This window comes from uncultured Algoriphagus sp. (assembly GCF_963974365.1).
Classification (GTDB): domain Bacteria; phylum Bacteroidota; class Bacteroidia; order Cytophagales; family Cyclobacteriaceae; genus Algoriphagus.
This window is the reverse complement of the sequence record NZ_CAXBBX010000019.1, coordinates 67,660-85,427: the sequence shown is the minus strand read 5'-3', so window position 1 is coordinate 85,427 and position 17,768 is coordinate 67,660. Positions and strand designations below refer to the sequence as shown.

The 17,768-nt window shown below is 41.9% G+C and carries 12 protein-coding genes; 4 read left to right on the top strand and 8 right to left on the bottom strand.

All coding sequences use genetic code 11. The features are described 5' to 3' along the window. Positions 1-97: 97 nt before the first annotated feature. The 5 genes from AACZ87_RS20865 to AACZ87_RS20845 form a co-directional block, all read right to left on the bottom strand. On the bottom strand, positions 98-2,509 hold the full coding sequence (locus AACZ87_RS20865; protein ID WP_339870019.1) for a DUF1549 domain-containing protein: 2,412 nt from the start codon (positions 2,507-2,509) through the stop codon (positions 98-100). A 605-nt stretch (positions 2,510-3,114) separates the two neighbouring features. Next, the gene (locus tag AACZ87_RS20860; protein WP_339870017.1) at positions 3,115-5,922 is read right to left on the bottom strand and encodes a PQQ-dependent sugar dehydrogenase; all 2,808 of its coding nucleotides are present in this window, start codon (positions 5,920-5,922) and stop codon (positions 3,115-3,117) included. Between the two features lie 224 nt (positions 5,923-6,146). Next, the gene (locus tag AACZ87_RS20855; protein ID WP_339870016.1) at positions 6,147-8,354 is read right to left on the bottom strand and encodes an alpha-galactosidase; all 2,208 of its coding nucleotides are present in this window, start codon (positions 8,352-8,354) and stop codon (positions 6,147-6,149) included. Between the two features lie 64 nt (positions 8,355-8,418). Then, positions 8,419-9,213, bottom strand: a complete 795-nt coding sequence (locus AACZ87_RS20850) for an SDR family NAD(P)-dependent oxidoreductase (protein WP_339870015.1) — start codon at positions 9,211-9,213, stop codon at positions 8,419-8,421. A 252-nt stretch (positions 9,214-9,465) separates the two neighbouring features. Further along, a complete protein-coding gene (locus AACZ87_RS20845; protein WP_339870014.1) occupies positions 9,466-10,467 on the bottom strand; it encodes a Gfo/Idh/MocA family oxidoreductase in 1,002 nt (333 codons plus the stop codon). Between the two features lie 209 nt (positions 10,468-10,676). Between AACZ87_RS20845 and AACZ87_RS20840 the strand changes: the two genes are divergently transcribed. Then, positions 10,677-11,435, top strand: a complete 759-nt coding sequence (locus tag AACZ87_RS20840) for a hypothetical protein (protein ID WP_339870013.1) — start codon at positions 10,677-10,679, stop codon at positions 11,433-11,435. Between the two features lie 98 nt (positions 11,436-11,533). Here AACZ87_RS20840 and AACZ87_RS20835 read toward each other — a convergent pair whose 3' ends face one another. From AACZ87_RS20835 to AACZ87_RS20825, 3 genes are all read right to left on the bottom strand, one after another. After that, complete coding sequence (locus tag AACZ87_RS20835; protein WP_339870012.1) at positions 11,534-12,043, bottom strand: heme-binding domain-containing protein; 510 nt, start codon at positions 12,041-12,043, stop codon at positions 11,534-11,536. 278 nt (positions 12,044-12,321) lie between these two features. Beyond that, positions 12,322-12,555, bottom strand: a complete 234-nt coding sequence (locus AACZ87_RS20830; RefSeq protein WP_339870011.1) for a hypothetical protein — start codon at positions 12,553-12,555, stop codon at positions 12,322-12,324. A 282-nt stretch (positions 12,556-12,837) separates the two neighbouring features. Beyond that, complete coding sequence (locus AACZ87_RS20825; RefSeq protein WP_339870010.1) at positions 12,838-14,298, bottom strand: Gfo/Idh/MocA family oxidoreductase; 1,461 nt, start codon at positions 14,296-14,298, stop codon at positions 12,838-12,840. A gap of 410 nt (positions 14,299-14,708) precedes the next feature. Between AACZ87_RS20825 and AACZ87_RS20820 the strand changes: the two genes are divergently transcribed. From AACZ87_RS20820 to AACZ87_RS20810, 3 genes are read left to right on the top strand one after another with little or no spacing between them, the layout of a single operon-like run. Beyond that, a complete protein-coding gene (locus AACZ87_RS20820; RefSeq protein WP_339870009.1) occupies positions 14,709-15,839 on the top strand; it encodes a Re/Si-specific NAD(P)(+) transhydrogenase subunit alpha in 1,131 nt (376 codons plus the stop codon). Positions 15,840-15,851: 12 nt separating this feature from the next. Further along, positions 15,852-16,139 carry an NAD(P) transhydrogenase subunit alpha gene (locus tag AACZ87_RS20815; RefSeq protein WP_339870008.1) on the top strand — a complete coding sequence of 96 codons (288 nt, stop codon included), beginning with the start codon at positions 15,852-15,854 and terminating at the stop codon, positions 16,137-16,139. Further along, a complete protein-coding gene (locus AACZ87_RS20810) occupies positions 16,136-17,521 on the top strand; it encodes an NAD(P)(+) transhydrogenase (Re/Si-specific) subunit beta (protein WP_339870007.1) in 1,386 nt (461 codons plus the stop codon). Before AACZ87_RS20815 ends, AACZ87_RS20810 begins: the two co-directional genes overlap by 4 nt. The last annotated feature ends 247 nt before the right edge of the window (positions 17,522-17,768 follow it).

Genomic DNA, 17,768 nt, shown 5'->3' with positions numbered 1-17,768 from the left:
CGATGGAATTAAATAAATGTTGAACCAAACGGTCAACGCTATTTAGGGAAGTACATACGCCCGTCTTCTGTCTTCCGTCTTCCGTCTTCCGTCTTTTTCACTCCACCATCTGAAACTCCGGCAACAGTATCACCGCCCAGAATAAATCCTGGATTTTAGCTGCGTCTGGTTTTTCGCCTAAAGCCGACTTTGCGATAGCCAGTTCTTTCTCGTTTGGTTTACGGTTAAGTGCCTTCAGGTATAATTCCTCCGTGATCTGAACAGGATCGCTGAGTTGAGTATTCCATTTTTCTGCCCCTTTCAGCAAAGCAGTATTCAAGCGTTCTCCGTTTGTAAGTTCCAGTGCCTGTAACAAACTCCCTTGCGCCTCTCTGCTCGTAGATACAATCTCACGGTTTGGTCTTCCTAAAGCCGTTAGGAAAGGATTATTTGCGACAAGGGATGCTCTCGCAAATGTTGGAGTTGCCAATTCAGGTTGCTGAAGCTGAAAGGGATTGTACTTGATTTCCTCCTCCGTGAAAAGGGGATAGACGATCTCACTGACCGCATCAGAAAATTGCTCGGCTGTCATTCGCTTTCGCACCATTCCGCTGAATTTATAATCATCCGCCATCACCTCATCGTAGGATTCGTACCCGATGGATTGGGATTGATAGATTATTGAACTTGCAATCTGGTATATCAACTCCTTCAGGTCATAGCCATTTTCCACGAATTCTGAAGCCAGCCAGTCCAGCAAATCCTGACTCCAAGGTTCGTTGTCCATTTCATCTACGGGCTCTACGATTCCACGCCCCATCAGCTGCTTCCAAACCCGATTTACAATCGTGCGGTACATTCTGCCATTTGCAGGCTGCACCAATCTATCTGCGAGCTGTCTAAGCTTTTCTGCCCTGCTGGCTGCACTATCTATATCTCCCAGTTCTTCCCAGAGAATTTTGGTCTTAGCCATTTTCCCAGTAGGTACTTCACAGCGACTCACTTCCAGGGTAGAGTCTGCGAAAATATTTGCGAAAGCATAAGACTCTTCCAGTTTCCAGTCAGAGATAAAACTGTCATGACAGGAAGCACATTTCAAATTCAATCCAAGAATCACCTGCCCCACATTTTGCGCAGCCTGCATTTCAGTTCGCTGACTGGCATTTACAGTTCCTCTCCATTTAATTCCCTCGATAAAGCCCTTGGACTTTCCAGTTGGATTGAGCAATTCCTTGACGAACTGATCGTAAGGTTTGTTATCTCTGAGCGAAGTGTAAAGCCAGTCGCTAATATTATATCGGCCTCCCGTGATGTATCCCGTTCCCGTATAGTCATTACGCAGGGCATCGTTCCAGAAAGTGAGCCAATGGGTGGCATAATCATCTGATTGACTCAATAATTCCTGAAGCCAGATCCTTCGTTTGTCAGGCCTAGAGTCGCTTCTGAAATCATCCAGTTCCTGTGGACTAGGAATCATTCCGGTGATGTCCAAATAGATCCTGCGGAGATAAGTTTTGTCGTCCACGACGCCTTTCCATTCCAACTTGTTTGCCTGGAAATATTGATCCACCCAAAGATCAATCGGGTTTTCCAATCCAGCTTTGTAAGCAGGTAGGGTAGGATTTCTCGGAGCCAGTTCCGCAACACTATACACTGACTGCTGTGCAGCGCCATCTGGCCAAGGTGCACCTTTGGCAATCCAAAGGGCAATCAAATCTCGTTCGTCTTTGCTGAGTAGTTTGCCTTTGGAAGGCATCACATCCTCGTGATTTTTGCGGAGGTTAATTCTGCGGATGATCTCACTTTCTCCGGGATTTCCTGGGATTAGAATCTGACCATTTTCGCCTCCGGCAAAAACAAATTCTTTTTCATCCAAGCGTAATTCCCCCTCGATCTTTGCTCCGCTGTGGCATTTGTAGCAGTTGTGCGCCAAGACCATCCGAACTTCCCCGATCAGTTTCATCTCTTTGTCAGGAGTCAGTTCTGTGCTGTACGAAGCAAGGTTGATCGGAGCTTTTTCTATTTCTGATTCATCCTCTATGCCGCTAGGCAAAACCTCGGTAAGGAAATCTTCCCCGTGTGTAAGTGATCCTCCAAAATGTCCAGCAATTGATACTGATATGGCAGTTAAAAAAAGTGTGGCTCTAAAGGCTTTTATCTGGGTAGGGTTGGGGTTGGTTCTGATTTTGGAGAGGAAGAATATCGTAACAAGACTCAGAATCGCGGTTCCAATTCCTATCCATTGATGCAGATCCAGAAGTTCACCGGATGTTCCTTCATTTGTTGCCAAAAGCCAACCCATGGGAGCTGCTAAAATTGCACTAACGGCGCCAATAACTGCTAAAATCAGAATTCCAGGCCTGATCTTGGAATTAAATTTCCCGAAGGTGAAGAGCTCCATCAAAGCCGCCACCACGATTAGTGCGATAGGAAAGTGGACGATTAGTGGATGAAGTCTACCTAGGAATTGCCAAAGCCAAAAAGCAGATTCTTCTACTACTACAGTCTGTCCAAATGCTGAAAAATTAATAAAAAGTGAACCTCCTATGAGAAGGAAGAATAATGAAAGTAAATAATGGGTTTGAGATTGATTTTTCAATGCAGTCCTCTAAATAAGATTTAACAATAAGTGCTCAGGATTAGGAGCTTACTTATCTTACAATTGAAAAATAGTGGTTTTGTTGAGTAAACCTATCCTGTTTGTGGGTTGATTTGATGAATGGGGAAAGATGTTAGAAATTTTGTTGGGCTTCGACTTCGCTCAGCCTGACAAGCTCTAATTTGCCGTACCTAATGAAATGCAGTCTTCAGACTGCTAGTGTTTGAGACGTATAGAATAGAAGTCTTTAGATCTTTCTGGGCTTCAGTATAATAACCACTTTGGCGAAAGCCTTCAGATTTTTGCCAAATGTAGCTGTACCCATAGGCACAGCAATTGTTTCCAGACATTATTTAGCTACCCATAGTTTGCCCCTATGGGGCAATTATAGCGTTTTCGATAAGAAAATTTATGGGTTTCGCTTCTTCGCAGCTTTCCTGATTATGCTCTTTTTGTGTTCAGCTTTCGAAGAAGTACTAAAAAGGAACAGCCCTGTCTCATAATGAAACAGGGCTGTTGGATGATAAGCTAAACTTTTACTGAGCAGTACTTACAAACTGCACCTCATTGACACTCATGAGGATTTCTTCTCCCTTTACAGCAGGATTTTTGAAAATTATGTATACATCATGTTTTCCTTCGAAAGGGGACAATGTGACAACTCCCAAACTAGAATTTCCTCTTCTCCATTCATTGAAATCCATTCCGGCAGGTGGTCTAAAACCTCCACCTTGTTTGGCCACCAATGGTTCGGATTGCCCGATCAGTTTTCCGGTGGGTGAATCAATTCTTATTTCCACAGACCCGCCTTTGGCGTCCACTCTATCACTGATGCTGGCATACACAGTGATTTCCTTAATGCCGGTTAGATCCAGATTTTTGAAACCGATATGAGATTGATCACCTATCATAAAGAAATTTACACTAGGAGTGGTGAGCAAGTTTACTCCTTTTCTGATTTCAGCAGTTTGAGGATCTAAGTATGGATTTCTTAAAGCAACGTAGTCGCTTCCAGCTAATGCCGGAACATTTCCATTTCCTTTGTCTGTATATGCTGCGTGAAGGAGAAAGCTTCCTTGACCATCTTCGTCTGAAGGAATGATGGTCTTCACTGAGCCATCCAAAGGCAAAGATTTTACTGTAGCTTTCACCGCATTCATATTCATGATGTAATCCACCATCCGTTTTGCGTCAGCTTTCGAAAGTTGCGGGTGGGCACTCATAGCATGCTCGCCCCAGACTCCAGATCCACCATTGATAATTTTGTCCACCAGCATATCTATATTTTCAGGGATGTTTTCATATTTCCCTGCCACTGCATCATAGCTAGGTCCAATAGAAGTCTCTGAATATTGATGACAGGATTTGCAATCGCTGGTTTCTATAAGATTTCGTCCGATATTTTCCAAAGCTTCGGCTTCTACTCCGCTTTGCTTGGATGCAATCTGTATTGGATCAAATCCTGATGGCACATAGTCAAAAGTAACTGCAACTTCATTCACCAGAATTGTACCGTCTGCCGTACTACCATCTTCATTGTCTGTTACAGTAACGCTGTAGGGCAAGGTGTTTTCGCCAAAGTAAAATGACTTATTAGCTCCTTTGAAATCAATGCTGACTTTAGGTGCTGCATTTCCTGCAATGACATCGAAGGTAGATGTATTCGATTCGCCTTTGGTGTCAGTTACGGTAAGTGTCACCTGATGTTTGCCCTCTTCTTCAAATGTGAAGGAAGCATCAGCCCCTTTTAACTCGGAAGTCTTACCATTTACGCCATTTATTTTCCAGGTATATTCCAAGTTGCGCTGATCGTATTCATCATAATCGTCGGTACCTTCGGACGAGAAATTGGCAGTAAAAGGAATTGCTCCTGACATCTTATCCGAAGTAGCCATTACATTAGGCTTGCGGTTTCCTGCATTATATTCAATTTTTACAATTCTGGAATTGGCATTTCCACGAAACCAAGCACTACCATATTCCAAAACATAAAGTGCACCTTCAGGACCAAAGTCCATATCAATAGCAGAACTGAAAGTCTCATTTGGAAGGAATCTTTCCATGGATTCAAAATCTCCATTGGCATCCATGGTCACTGACATGATCCAGCCTCGCATGAAATCCACCAGAAGCCATTTGCCTTCATAATATGCAGGAAAAACATATGGAGCATCTGCTTTAAAATCAGCTTTTCTAAAAACTGGACCTCCAGTGGCACTTCTTCCAGAGCTTCCCAAAATTGGGAATTGCTCAGAAACTCCATACGGATACCAGATCATCGCAGGAACTACTGGTGTTGGCAATTCACGAAGCCCAGTGTTATTCACAGATTCGTTTACCGGTTTGTTCACGTCGAATGGCTCGCCATAGGTGTCTGTTTCTAAATCATGTCGATTGTAGGGGATATTATCTCCGATGAAATATGGCCATCCGAAGAAGCCAGGTCCTTTTGCCTGATTAAATTCATCATATCCTCTTGGTCCCCAGATCGAATCTTTAGCAGCATCCGGACCTACTTCACCCCAGTACAAATAGCCGGTCTTGCTATCCAAAGTTGGTCTCCAGGGATTTCTATGGCCCATGGTGTAGATCTCAGGCTTTGTTTTTTCTGTTCCTTCTGGAAAAAGATTACCCTTTGGAATGGTGTAAGTGCCATCGTCTTCAGGATGAATTCTAAGTATTTTTCCTCTCAAATCATTTGTGTTTCCTGGTGCACGTTGATCGTCTGAGTTTTCATATCCTGGACGCTCATCCAAATTGGAGGTTCCAGAACGTGGGTTCACTGTATTGTTTCCCACAGTTAAGTAAAGGTTTCCTTCCTGATCAAAGACCATCCCTCCCCCGGTATGGCAGCATTCCTGACGCTGGGTAGGCACGGCCAAAAGCACTTTCTTGGATGACTCCACCAGGGTATTTCCATCTAATTCCCAGCGGGTCAAAATATGTTGCGTATCCACAGGATCAGCATAGTACAAATAGATCCAGTGGTTTTTCTCAAAGTCAGGATGTGCGATGACGCCCATCAGACCTTCTTCTGCCTCACGAACTACTCCTTCTTTGTTGGTGTATTTAGTATTGACAGGAATGGTAGCAACCAAAGTCACTTCTCCTGTCTTTTCATCAAGAATTTTCACAGCCCCTTTTCTTTCTACAAAAAGAATTTTTCCGTTTGGAAGAAAAGTCATTTCCATAGGTTCATCCATTCCTTCGGTTAGGACAACCTTTGTAAATCGATTTTCATCTGGTTTTTCGGTTGATTCTGGCTGCTCGGGTTTAGAGCAGGAGAAAAATCCCAGCAGCAGTGCGAAGCTCAGTGTAGCAATTGATCGGTAGGCGTGTTTCATAGGTTGTTTTTTGGGCAGATTGATGAGAATTAAACAGCTCACTAAGTGAGTTGTTTAATTTTGATTACTTGTCTCAAGTGATGCAATCCCTTCTAGACTGACTTACAGCATTAATGCATGAGATCTGACAATATTGTTAAATATATTGTGTCACTATGAAAAAATAAGATTTTGCCTTAATTATTTTTTGAGCGGAAAATTTTGATTTTTATCAGTTCAGCGATCTACTCTACTACAAACCAGGTATAACCCCCAGCAGGGATTTCTATCTGAATATCAATGGAGAAGTCGCGATTAAGTTGGTAGGATTTGGGGTCTTTTCCCTCCATTGAGACATTCGCAACTTGGTCTAATCCCGTGTAATAAAATGGGATATTGATGGTTTTTTGGATTGTTTTTTCTGTAGGATTGAAAAGCATTGCCAAGCCTTTTGCTTGCCCAGTCGGGTCCACATGCATCCAGCCATCCCAATCTCGCCCATCTGCTCTTCTAAGTCTGATAATGTCCGCATTGAGAAGATCTCTGTATTTTTTGTACCAATCGATTACTTCAGTCACCATTTCTTTGGTCTCATTGGTGTCATAAAGCCGTGGACCCCGGTAGCAAGCTTGGATTCCTGCTCCGTAATATTGCATCATCAGTTGCTTGTAGTCTGCCAAATGATCCGCAAGAGGTTCCAAAACTGCATCTGGACCGCCTCCATGGTAAGCAGTCAGCGGGACAAATCCCCAGCCCATAGAAGGAGTTTTCTCCCAAGTACCATCGTAGATGTTTTGGCGATTGAGGATTTTCTGCTGATCTCTGGAAAGGGCAAAATTCACTTCTCGGTAGCCCATTGCGATCTTATGAGAGCCATCCAGAAAATACCAATCCGGTGCATTGATGTAAATTCCTTTTGCATTCATCCAATGATAAAGTCCCTTTTGGAGATTCATCTGAATCCATTGTGAATCCTCCAATCCTTTATGTCCAGGATGAGAAGTTGAAGCGCAGACATCACCTGGATATGGCCCATCATTTTCAAAAATGTCAAATCCTGTTGCGATGTAAAAACTTTTCAGTTTCTCAAGGTAATCCAAACCCCATTCGCTAGCTAGACAAGGTGCATTTCCAAAAAATGCTCCACCCGGCTTACCCGTAATAGGACTGATCACATCGTTTTCGGCATCTATAGTTCTGGAACTGAAAAGTGAATATCCACCGATTTTAATCCCTCGGGCATGTGCATACGCTGCAAGAGACTTCCACCTTGCAATATTTTCAGGCGAGTCATCCTCCATGTTAATATGGCTGCCAAAGCTTAGGATTAAAGCCTCATATCCTGTGGCCACGCATTGTTCAATTGCAGTTTTCACTTGCTCGTCATTTTTGCTGACCAAATGCATGAAAATAGGATTTTGAAGTACCCAAGGAGCTATTGTCCGATACATCTTTTTCCTGGCTAATCCATTTCTCTCCCGATCGTAACTATCTAGAACCAACTCATAACTTCGAATGGATTCAAAGCTGGAATCTTTTTCAAGGAGTATTCCAATTCCTTTGTCCGGATAGATTTCCAAAACAGCCGGCGTTTCATAATTGTAATTCACCTGAGAAGTATAGCTGGAGTCCATTTTCCAATGGGAAGCCTGGTCGCTTAGTTCGGCGTGCATGGCATTATTGAAAGCAAAATTGCTTTCCACATACAACTGATGCTGTTTTTTCATTTTTTCTGTGGCACCTACTACCGCAGATTCCTCCTCCACTACTGCAAGAAGCTCATGCTTTACCTGATCGATTTTGTATGAATTACTCCCTTCATTCTCCATCGTCAGGTACTTTGAGATCAGCGGTATATTGTCAAAAATCTCATAATGAACTGTCAGCGCTAAGCCTGGCAAGTTGGGATGAGCATAGGAAAATGAAACTTTAATGCCTTTTGTTGACAAGGGTTGGGCAGTCCAGAAAGCTGTTTTGGTTTGGAAATGCGGAGTGATTTCAGAAACAGTGTAATTCTGGTATTGAAAATTGTTTTCTCCAGTTTGCACTTCGTCAAGCCATTTGTTCAGAAAATATGCTTTTTCTGAGATATCAAGCTTTCCACCCACTGCATATTCTTTGCCGTCAATGGTCACAATTGCTTCTGGCAAAACTGAGCGAAGCAACTGCTCTCCATTCATTAAATTTTTGAAATCAAAGCAAACAAGATTTGGAGCTAGGTGAAAGCTTCGCTGCACGAGGCCGTTACTCAAAATGAGCTCATTTTCAGAATTCGTAATTAGTTCTGCGGGATTGGAGGACTGAAAAAGTAGCCAGTCAGTTTCACTTTGCTGCGCAAAAGCAAAGGAGTTTAGCAATAGAAAAAGGAATGCAAAAGAAATGAGTTGAAGTCTGTGAAGGAGACTGAATGATGGGGTAGAAAGGCCTGCCTTTCCAAAAATATCCTTTAGCATGTGTTTTAAAAAGAGGTTTTGCCTGATCAATAAACATTGTTTTTACCGATCAGGCAAAACTTATTTAAATAATTGACTTAACTAATCCGCCTTCTACGCGGATGGATGCACCATTGGTAGCAGATGCCAGAGGACTGGAGTAGTAGACAACTGTATCAGCCACTTCTTCGACTGCGGCAAACCGCTGAATGAGTGATGTAGGTCGCATATCTTGAAAGAATTCTTCCTCTACTTTCTGTATTGTTTTTCCACTTTTCTCAGACATATCTTCGATGAATTTGCCTACTCCTTTGGATTTGGTTGGGCCAGGAAGGATTGAATTCACTGTGACATTAGAGCCTTTTGTGAGTTCAGCCAAACCACGGCTGACCGCAAGTTGCGCAGTTTTGGTCATTCCGTAATGGATCATTTCGTCTGGGATGAAAACTCCAGATTCGCTTGAAATAAAGATGATTCTACCCCAGTTCTTGGCGAGCATTTTAGGGAAATACTGTCGGGCAAGTCTGATTCCACTAAGTACATTGACTTCGAAAAACCTAAGCCAATCTTCGTCAGGAATATCCGCAAAAGCTTTCGGTTCAAAGATGCCGGCATTGTTGATCAAAATATCAACTTCTGGAAGCGCTTTCAATAAGCTGTCCACTTCTTCAACTTTGGAGAAGTCAGCTGGAATTCCAGTGACTTTATCCGATCCAGTTTCCGCTTTCAGTTCTGAAATGGCTTTATCTATACTTTCTTGTGATCTTCCGTTAATGATGACAGTAGCTCCTTCTACCAAGAATCTCTTTGCGATAGCAAAACCGATTCCTGCTGTGGATCCACTGATGAATGCTTTTTTGTCTTCTAATTTTAAATCCATTGTTTGTGATGATTAAAAATGAATAGTTGAAAGTAGCGAAATGCTACATGCAAGAGTAAACTGAAGAGGGGAGGATATAATTCGGATGAGGAAAATAAAATGGAGAAAAGTGTATCTAACGCCACAGTTTTTGTTTTCGCAAACATTTTTTGTTTTGGTTTGTAGCGACCTGCTTACCCGCAAGGCAGGCACAAATCGAGGCGATGGAACTGTGGCCTCCACGTAACTCTCTGTGCTCACCAGGGTAAATAATTATACTCTTTCCTTCACCAACTGGTCCATCACCCAGTTTGCTCTGGCTCCACTGACGCCAGTGCTAGCGCATGTGTCAGTTCCTAGCAAATCACCAACAATGGTTTTGATCAAGGGTTGCTGAATATGTTTTGGGAGTTCAAAAGAGAATTTTTCAGTTCCTTTTTCATCCGTTTCCAGAATGAATTCGCCTTTACCAAAGGTGGCGTAGCTGATTTTACCTTTGCTACCGTAGATAATCGTTTCGTCTATTTCTGCATTCTCAGAAGTTGTGAAGCACCAGTTGCCAGTTCCAAGTACTCCGCTGTCAAATACAAAACTCCCCGTCACAATGTCTTCAGCTTTATAGGTTTTTGCATGATTGGAAGCAAATCCATTCGCATGGATGATTTTTCCAAAGAAAAAATCCAATAAGTCTAACTGATGTGAAGCTAAGTCAAAGAAATATCCACCGCCAGCAAGCTCAGGATCAACACGCCAGTTGGTCTCAACCTTGGTGATTAAACTCGCATCTAGCTTTTGCTTGAGATTAATGTGCACAGTTCGGATTTCTCCTAATACTCCCGCATCCATCAATTCTTTGATCTTGAGGAAATGCGGAAGTTCTCGTCTGTAATAGGCGATGTATAGCGGGACATTTGCTTGCTTGCACACCTCAATCAATTCCAGACATTCCTGATGCGTTCTCGCCATAGGCTTTTCCACATAAACAGGTTTGCCTGCAGCTGCTGCAAGCTTTGCCAACTCTAAATGTGCATTGGGAGGAGTGGCAATGTAGATCGCGTTCACTTCTGGATCATTAATCAGATCAAGAGCAGAAGTGTACCATTTAGCTACGCCATGTCTTTTGGCGTAGTCTTTTACTTTTTCCTCAGAGCGGCGCATCACCGCGACTATTTTGCTATTGGGGATGAGGTTCATGGCGGGTGCGGATTTCACTTCGCAGACATTTCCTACGCCTAAAATTCCCCATTTGACTTCGGTATCTTGGATTTTGCTCATGATTTAAAAATAGGGGATACCGCGTAAAGAATAGGTATTTATCCTAAGATAGTTATTGCTTCAGCTAGCTTTTGTTCTAACAGCGACTGCTAGTTGGATTTGTAAGGTTGAGATTGAAGGAATAAGATAGTGATCTTTTGTCTGCTAGGCGACTATTAATGGGGTACTTCATCTTGTATGGTAAATCATTTTCAAGCACTTTTAAACTTATGAAGAATTTTATCCTAGTTAGTTTATTAGTACTTAGTTTGTCAGCTTGTGATACCCAAAATAAAAAGCATTACGACCTCAAAAAACAACGTATCCCCCAGGAATTATGGAATGTATTGGAAGCTCACGGCGGATTAGAGAAGTGGGATCGAATGAAAACCTTGTCGTTTTCAATTCCTAAGGAAGGCTTAGATGAAGTGCATACGATTGATCTACATTCTAGGATGGATAGAGTAATGGCCCCGGCATACGACATAGGTTTTGATGGAGTTACGGCTTGGTCATTGAATAAAGAAGAAGAATACAAGGGAGACCCTTCTTACAGACATGATCTGATGTTTTATTTTTATGCTATGCCTTTTGTCCTTGCTGACGAAGGGATCAATTATGAAACAGCTGAGCCGATGGTATATGAAGGAATAAGCTATCCTGGAGTGAAAATCACCTACCAAGCCAACGTGGGTGAGGCACCGGATGATGTTTACCTGCTTCATTACCATCCTGAAACCAACAAAATGGCATGGTTGGGATATAAAGCGACCTTTGGGAAAGAGCTGAAGCCAGGGCCTCCAAGCTGGATTAAGTACGATAAATGGGCTGAAGTAAATGGTGTAAGCTTACCAACTTCTATTGCATGGCAAAAGCTCGAGAACGGGGAAATAGTAGGGGAAAGAAATAGGGTGGGTTTTACCAATATTTCTTTATCTGAAGAAAGTAAAGAAGCCTCCTTTTATACAAAGGATGGGGCGGTTGATTAGGCTAAAACTTCATAAAAAAAACCTGGCTCAGAGTTGTCTGAGCCAGGTTTTTTTGTTTTGTACGGATTTTAATCCTTTGTATAAAAGGAATACAACTTCTACTGTGCTGGAGGAGGGCTTCTTCTTTTCATCACCAAGCTGTCTGCTGGATAGGTGGCTTTCAGATATGCCATCTGGTCTTTAGCCCAGTCGACAATCACCTTTCTATCTGCATCAGAAAGATTAGCTTCTGGATGCAATCCGAAGTAAGTGTAAGATTCAATTGGCATTTCCTTTTCCTCTACCATTTCAATCGTTTCTTCCAGCTTATGATTCTGATAGGCCAATGGGCGATTGGTGAATTCGTCAAAATTCAAATGTCTTTTCCCATCTTGGATATGACTATTCAGCCAATAACCAATTGGTTCAACGCTCGCATACCATGGATATTCAGAAGTGTTAGTATGACAATTGTTACAGGCATTAATTAATAGCTTGTTGACATTGTCTGGGATATTGTAACTACCTGAAATGGGGTTACCAGCTGGTGTCCCTTCATTTTTTTCGTAAGGAATAAACTGGATGGCTACAAAAACTACTAAAATGACTAATCCGATTTTTTTCAGCATGGCTTAAAGAATTTATTTCTTGTTAGACTCTTAGAGTTTGGCGAAGTTTAATACCAATAAATGTATTAAAAGAGATCTGATCAAAGAGAGAGCGTTGACGCAAAGTCAGACTTAGCATTCATTTCTCCAATCTGTTCAACATCAATTTTAACTAATTTATTGGCGTAAACTTTTGGTGTTATCGGTGCTTTAAGGAAAAGCAAAAATTTCAGTAGTTCTAAATTGGAGTTACTAATAAAGCCTTTAGCCTTAATCGAATTCTGAGTATTCGTTGAAAATTATCTTTTATGCCAAGATTTTCCTTTGTTTTTGGAGTAGAAACTTCCTTTTGGACCTTCTCCTAACAATTCTTTACCGCCGTCTGCTAAGTCTGTAAATTCTCCTGGACTGGCTGGATTCCCCATATATCGTTGATTCCAAGTCTCGCCCTCATCGATAGAAAATTCAATTTTAAGCGTGTTGGTAGGGCAGATACGAATTAGCTCTTTTCCCTTTTTAATCATTTGTGCCATTTATTAGTTATTTAATTGTTGCCAATCTAAGAATGCTTGTCGTTTAAAAAAAAACTAAGCAAAGTATTTAAGGATAAAATCCTATTTTTTGTTGCTTCCTTCTAAAATAATTTTCGTTTTAGTCTCAAAACTTTACTAAAACCTGATTAATACAAGCCGGTTTGAGCGTTTTAGGTTAGAAGGTTCTTAATTTGGATGATTTACTGCTATATACATTAAAATATCGAAACCCGTTCAAAATCAATTTGAACGGGTTTCGAATGATTTATTTCTGGTGATGAATTACATCTCCCATCCTTCTCTGTACGTTCTTCCTACAAATTGGTTGGCTTCTTCAAAGTTGGTGATTAGCAATTTGTCACCATCCCAAAGTAATTTTTTACGTCCGTAGAATTCTTGCTGACCTTTGCTGTTTTCTCTTCTCAGCATGTAACTTCTAATGGCTAGGTTACCCATCAAAACTGTTTCGGTCATTGGGCCAGCATAATCAAAAGAGGAAGTCAATCCTTTGTGCTCTTCACTTCCGAATCCAGCCTTACACGCATCTACCCATTTTCTCTGGTGGCCATACTCAGGCTCGATGTTTTCTTCCGTTTGAGGGCCAAATTCCTGAGTGCCGTCATTCAAATATAGTTTTGGCATCAATGGAGAACTGTCATTGATGTTAGTAGCGATAATTCCTTTTTCACCGATGATCAATACACCATTTGCTCCACCACCGATTTCCTGGTCTGCAGGAATAATATCCGGATGTGCAGGTTTGATGCCACCATCCATCCAAGTCATGTTAATAGGAGCCTTGCTTTTAGCGGTAGCTGCAAAGTTCAACGAGATAAAGGAAGAAGCAGGGCAGCCATCAGGATGATAATCCGGTGTCCACATGCCGCTGTACACAGATCCTACACTACATTCTGCGTCAGTAGGATAATGCAGCCCTAAAGTTCTAAATGGAATATCAATCAAGTGACATCCCACATCGCCTAGTGCACCGGTTCCATAATTCCACCAACCTCTCCAGCTGAACGGATGCAGTTCTGGGGTGTAAGGAATCTCAGGAGATGGACCTAACCACAGATCCCAGTTCAAGGCATCTGGCTTGGCACTTGGGTTTGGCTTAGGAAATGCACCGCCTTGAGGCCATACAGGTCTGTTTGTCCAGACTTCTACTTTGGAGATTTTACCGATTTTATCGTCATCTACCCATTTCTGGACAAGTTTCAACAGTTCGTTCGATCCACCTTGGTTGCCCATCTGGGTTACTACCTTTTGACTTCTCGCCATCTCAGTGAGCATTCTTGCTTCTTTGATGTTATGCGTCATTGGTTTCTGCACATATACGTGCTTGCCGCGCTCCATCGCATATTTTGCAGCAGGACCATGGACATGATCTGGGGTGGAAATGGTTACTGCATCGATATCTTTCTCTGTATCGAGCATTTTGCGGAAATCCGCATAAAGTTTTGCGTCTGGGAAACGCTCTACCGAAGCCTTTGCAGAACCCGAAAAATCAACATCACAAAGTGCAGTTACCCGTTCTCTGCCATTTACAGATGCATTTCTAATATCGCTGGCTCCTTTTCCACCTGCTCCTATAGCAGCTAGATTTAATTGATCACTTGGGGCAATAAATCCAACTCCGCCTAGAACGTGACGAGGAACAATCATAAAAGAGGAGGCAATTGCTGCATTTTTTATAAAATCCCGACGGGTTTGTCCTTGCGGATTTTTATTGTGTTTGCGCATGAGGTTATAAGTTTATGGTCAAATAAGTGACCCAAAATAGGGATTTATTTTTTTTGATGAATCCTGATTGTTTTTAAACTATGGTTATGAAATGATTAATGGTATAGCAAGAAAATATGTAAAAATTGAATTTTCCAGTGACATGGGGTGATATTCTAGACTTCTTCTAAAAAAATTGTTTGTAACCTTAGAAAGTTGGTTTAAAAAGTATGTGCAATCGATGGTACAAGTTGGTGAGATCCTGTTTTTTGGTTAAAGTTTTGTTTTTTGAATTGGAGGTTTCTCGAAAGAAAATATCATGAAATAGTAAAAAATCAGGATAATGCAGGTGGCTCAAGCTAATTTTTCCTAGTTTCTTTGAATATATTTAGAAGAGTAGCTCTGAACTAAACAAATTCAACAAGCCTAAAATGAAAATAGGAGTTTTAAAAGAGACAAAGGAAGGTGAGCGCCGGGTTGCACTTAGTCCTGATGTCATCAAGCAGTTAATCAAGAAAGAGTTTACCGTCACAGTGGAGCAAGATGCTGGTGTTGGGTCTAATTTTTCGGATCAAGATTACAAAGATGCAGGAGCTACAGTCGGTTCTTCTCAGGATGTTTTTAGTGCAGACCTATTGCTGAAAGTTAATCTTTTTACAAAGCAAGAAGTATCCGAAATGAAGAATGGAAGTGCTTGCATGTCTATAATGTATGCCTACAATCACCCTGAGATTCTGGAGGAACTGAATAAAAAATCCATCATGTCCTTTTCTATGGATGCTGTTCCGAGGATTTCCCGAGCGCAGAAGATGGATTGCTTAAGCTCTCAGGCCAATCTTGCAGGCTATAAATCTGTGATTTTGGGAGCAAATCATTTGGAAAAAATATTTCCACTCATGATGACTGCTTCAGGCACAATCACCCCTGCCAAGGTTTTGATTTTCGGAGCAGGTGTTGCAGGACTACAGGCAATCGCGACGGCCAAGCGTTTAGGGGCTGTCGTGGAAGTGTCTGACGTCCGTCCTGAAACCAAAGAGCAAGTGGAATCGCTTGGAGGTAGATTCTTAACTGTGGAAGGTGCTGAGGAAGTGAAGGTGGAGAGAGGATATGCTGCTGAGGTTTCCGCTGAGTTTTTGCAAAAGCAAAAAGAACTCATTCAAAACAAGATTAAGGATTCAGACTTAGTCATCACAACAGCGTTGGTGATGGGGAAGAAGTCGCCAATTCTTGTGACTGAAGAAATGGTGAAAACCATGAAAAAAGGTGCTGTGATCGTAGATATGGCCGTGGAGTCTGGGGGAAATTGTGAGATTTCCGAAAAAGACCAAATCGTGAAAAAACATGGCGTGACTATTATCGGTGAGTCCAACTTGCCATCATTACTTTCAACGAATGCAAGTCAATTGTATGCAACTAATATTAGTACGCTTCTTATGCACCTAGCCACCAAAGATGGATTCAATCTGGACCGTGAGGAGGAAATCACCAAAGGTGTTTTGATTACCTACGAAGGCCAGGTGGTGCATGAGTTTACTAATAAAATATTAACTAAGTCGAATTAACCTTTTCAAATTATGAGCTCAGAAGCATTAATAATTCTGATTTATATACTTGTACTTGCAAGTTTCCTAGGGTTTGAGCTAATCGCTAAAGTTCCCCCAACCTTGCATACACCTTTGATGTCTGGTTCCAATGCTATTTCTGGAATCACCATAGTCGGTGCCTTGCTTGCCTGTAACGAAATGGGCTATACCACCATTAGTAAGTGGCTTGGTATGATCGCCTTGGTGCTCGCCACCATCAACGTAGTCGGCGGCTACACTGTCACAGATCGTATGCTTAAAATGTTCAAGAAGAAATGAGTGTAGCCATAGAATTAGCCTATTTAGTCTCCTCGGTATTGTTTGTATTGGGGATGAAAATGATGAACAAGACCAAATCTGCTAGACAGGGAAACCGTCTTTCAGCCTTGGGAATGTTTATTGCCATTGTGGCAACTTTGCTTCAGATTGATGCCATTTCTTTAGTTGAGATAGTAGGTTGTATAGTAGTAGGATCAGCGATCGGCTTGTATTATGCCAATAAAGTAGAGATGACCAAGATGCCGGAAATGGTAGCGATATTCAATGGATTTGGTGGTTTAGCATCTTTTTCTGTTGCGCTTTCAGACTATTTCCTCCGCACAGAAGTCAATATGGAGTCTATAGAGTTGGTGACGGTGATCAGTATTATCGTTTCGGTTTTTATAGGGGGACTTACGTTTACCGGATCATTGATTGCTTACCTGAAGCTGAATGGAAATATCTCCGGTTCGCCGATTACCTTTAAAGGTCAGCATGCGATCAACCTGGTGTTGTTCCTAGGCTTCCTTGCCGCTGCAGTTTTTACAGTAATGGATCAAACAGACCCTATGCTAATCATTGTTTTGATTGTCATTGCCTTGCTCTTGGGTGTTTTGACCGTGATTCCGATCGGAGGAGCTGATATGCCGGTGGTGATTTCCTTGCTGAATTCCTACTCTGGAATGGCCGCTTGTGCCACGGGTTTTATCCTTAATAATAATGTGTTGATCGTTGCTGGATCACTAGTCGGTGCATCAGGAATTATCCTTACGCAGATCATGTGCAAAGCCATGAACCGATCCTTGATCAATGTGCTCTTGGGTGGATTTGGGCAGACAGTGAATGAAGCACAAGGAGATGGTCCTTCTATTACTGTGAAGGAGATAGGAGTAGAGGAAACGGCCATGTTGTTTGATGGAGTTTCTTCAGTGATTGTAGTTCCAGGATATGGAATGGCTGTAGCTCAGGCTCAGCACGTGATCCGTGAACTCATGGAGCAATGCGAAAAGCGTAACATCGACTTTAAGTTTGCTATACACCCAGTGGCAGGAAGAATGCCAGGGCACATGAACGTACTACTCGCAGAGGCTAATATTTCCTATGACAAGCTAATCGAAATGGATGATATCAACGATGAATTTCCGAATACTGATTTGGTGCTGATCGTAGGAGCAAATGACGTTGTAAATCCGGCAGCCAGAAATAACCCTCAAAGCCCGATTTACGGCATGCCAATCCTAAATGCGGACAAAGCAAGAACGGTGATTGTCTCCAAAAGAAGTATGGGCAAAGGCTATGCAGGAGTAGAAAATGAGTTGTTTGGCTATCCAAATTGCTTGATGCTCTTCGGTGATGCGAAGCAAACCATCACAAAGGTGGTAAGTGAGATGAAGGAAATGTGAGTCGATTGTATTTACGAATTTCGATTTGCGATTGACGAGGGATTCGAGACTCCTATCGTTAGTTGAGGGATTTTAGATAGTAGTGACAGTCAGGCGATAGAGGAATTATTCTAATAGAAATACCTTGACATAATCTAGATACTCTGGAATTATTTGACCTTTGATTCAGGTACCTAGTAGATCTGTTTACAGAAGTATATTACAAACAAAACGAGCGATCTGAATTTCGGATCGCTCGTTTTGATTT

Coding starts and splice junctions, on each gene's coding strand:
- AACZ87_RS20825 (WP_339870010.1), bottom strand. CDS start 14,298: ATGCGCAAACACAATAAAAATCCGCAAGGACAAACCCGTCGGGATTTT.
- AACZ87_RS20835 (WP_339870012.1), bottom strand. CDS start 12,043: ATGCTGAAAAAAATCGGATTAGTCATTTTAGTAGTTTTTGTAGCCATC.
- AACZ87_RS20820 (WP_339870009.1), top strand. CDS start 14,709: ATGAAAATAGGAGTTTTAAAAGAGACAAAGGAAGGTGAGCGCCGGGTT.
- AACZ87_RS20845 (WP_339870014.1), bottom strand. CDS start 10,467: ATGAGCAAAATCCAAGATACCGAAGTCAAATGGGGAATTTTAGGCGTA.
- AACZ87_RS20860 (WP_339870017.1), bottom strand. CDS start 5,922: ATGAAACACGCCTACCGATCAATTGCTACACTGAGCTTCGCACTGCTG.
- AACZ87_RS20810 (WP_339870007.1), top strand. CDS start 16,136: ATGAGTGTAGCCATAGAATTAGCCTATTTAGTCTCCTCGGTATTGTTT.
- AACZ87_RS20815 (WP_339870008.1), top strand. CDS start 15,852: ATGAGCTCAGAAGCATTAATAATTCTGATTTATATACTTGTACTTGCA.
- AACZ87_RS20850 (WP_339870015.1), bottom strand. CDS start 9,213: ATGGATTTAAAATTAGAAGACAAAAAAGCATTCATCAGTGGATCCACA.
- AACZ87_RS20830 (WP_339870011.1), bottom strand. CDS start 12,555: ATGGCACAAATGATTAAAAAGGGAAAAGAGCTAATTCGTATCTGCCCT.
- AACZ87_RS20840 (WP_339870013.1), top strand. CDS start 10,677: ATGAAGAATTTTATCCTAGTTAGTTTATTAGTACTTAGTTTGTCAGCT.
- AACZ87_RS20855 (WP_339870016.1), bottom strand. CDS start 8,354: ATGCTAAAGGATATTTTTGGAAAGGCAGGCCTTTCTACCCCATCATTC.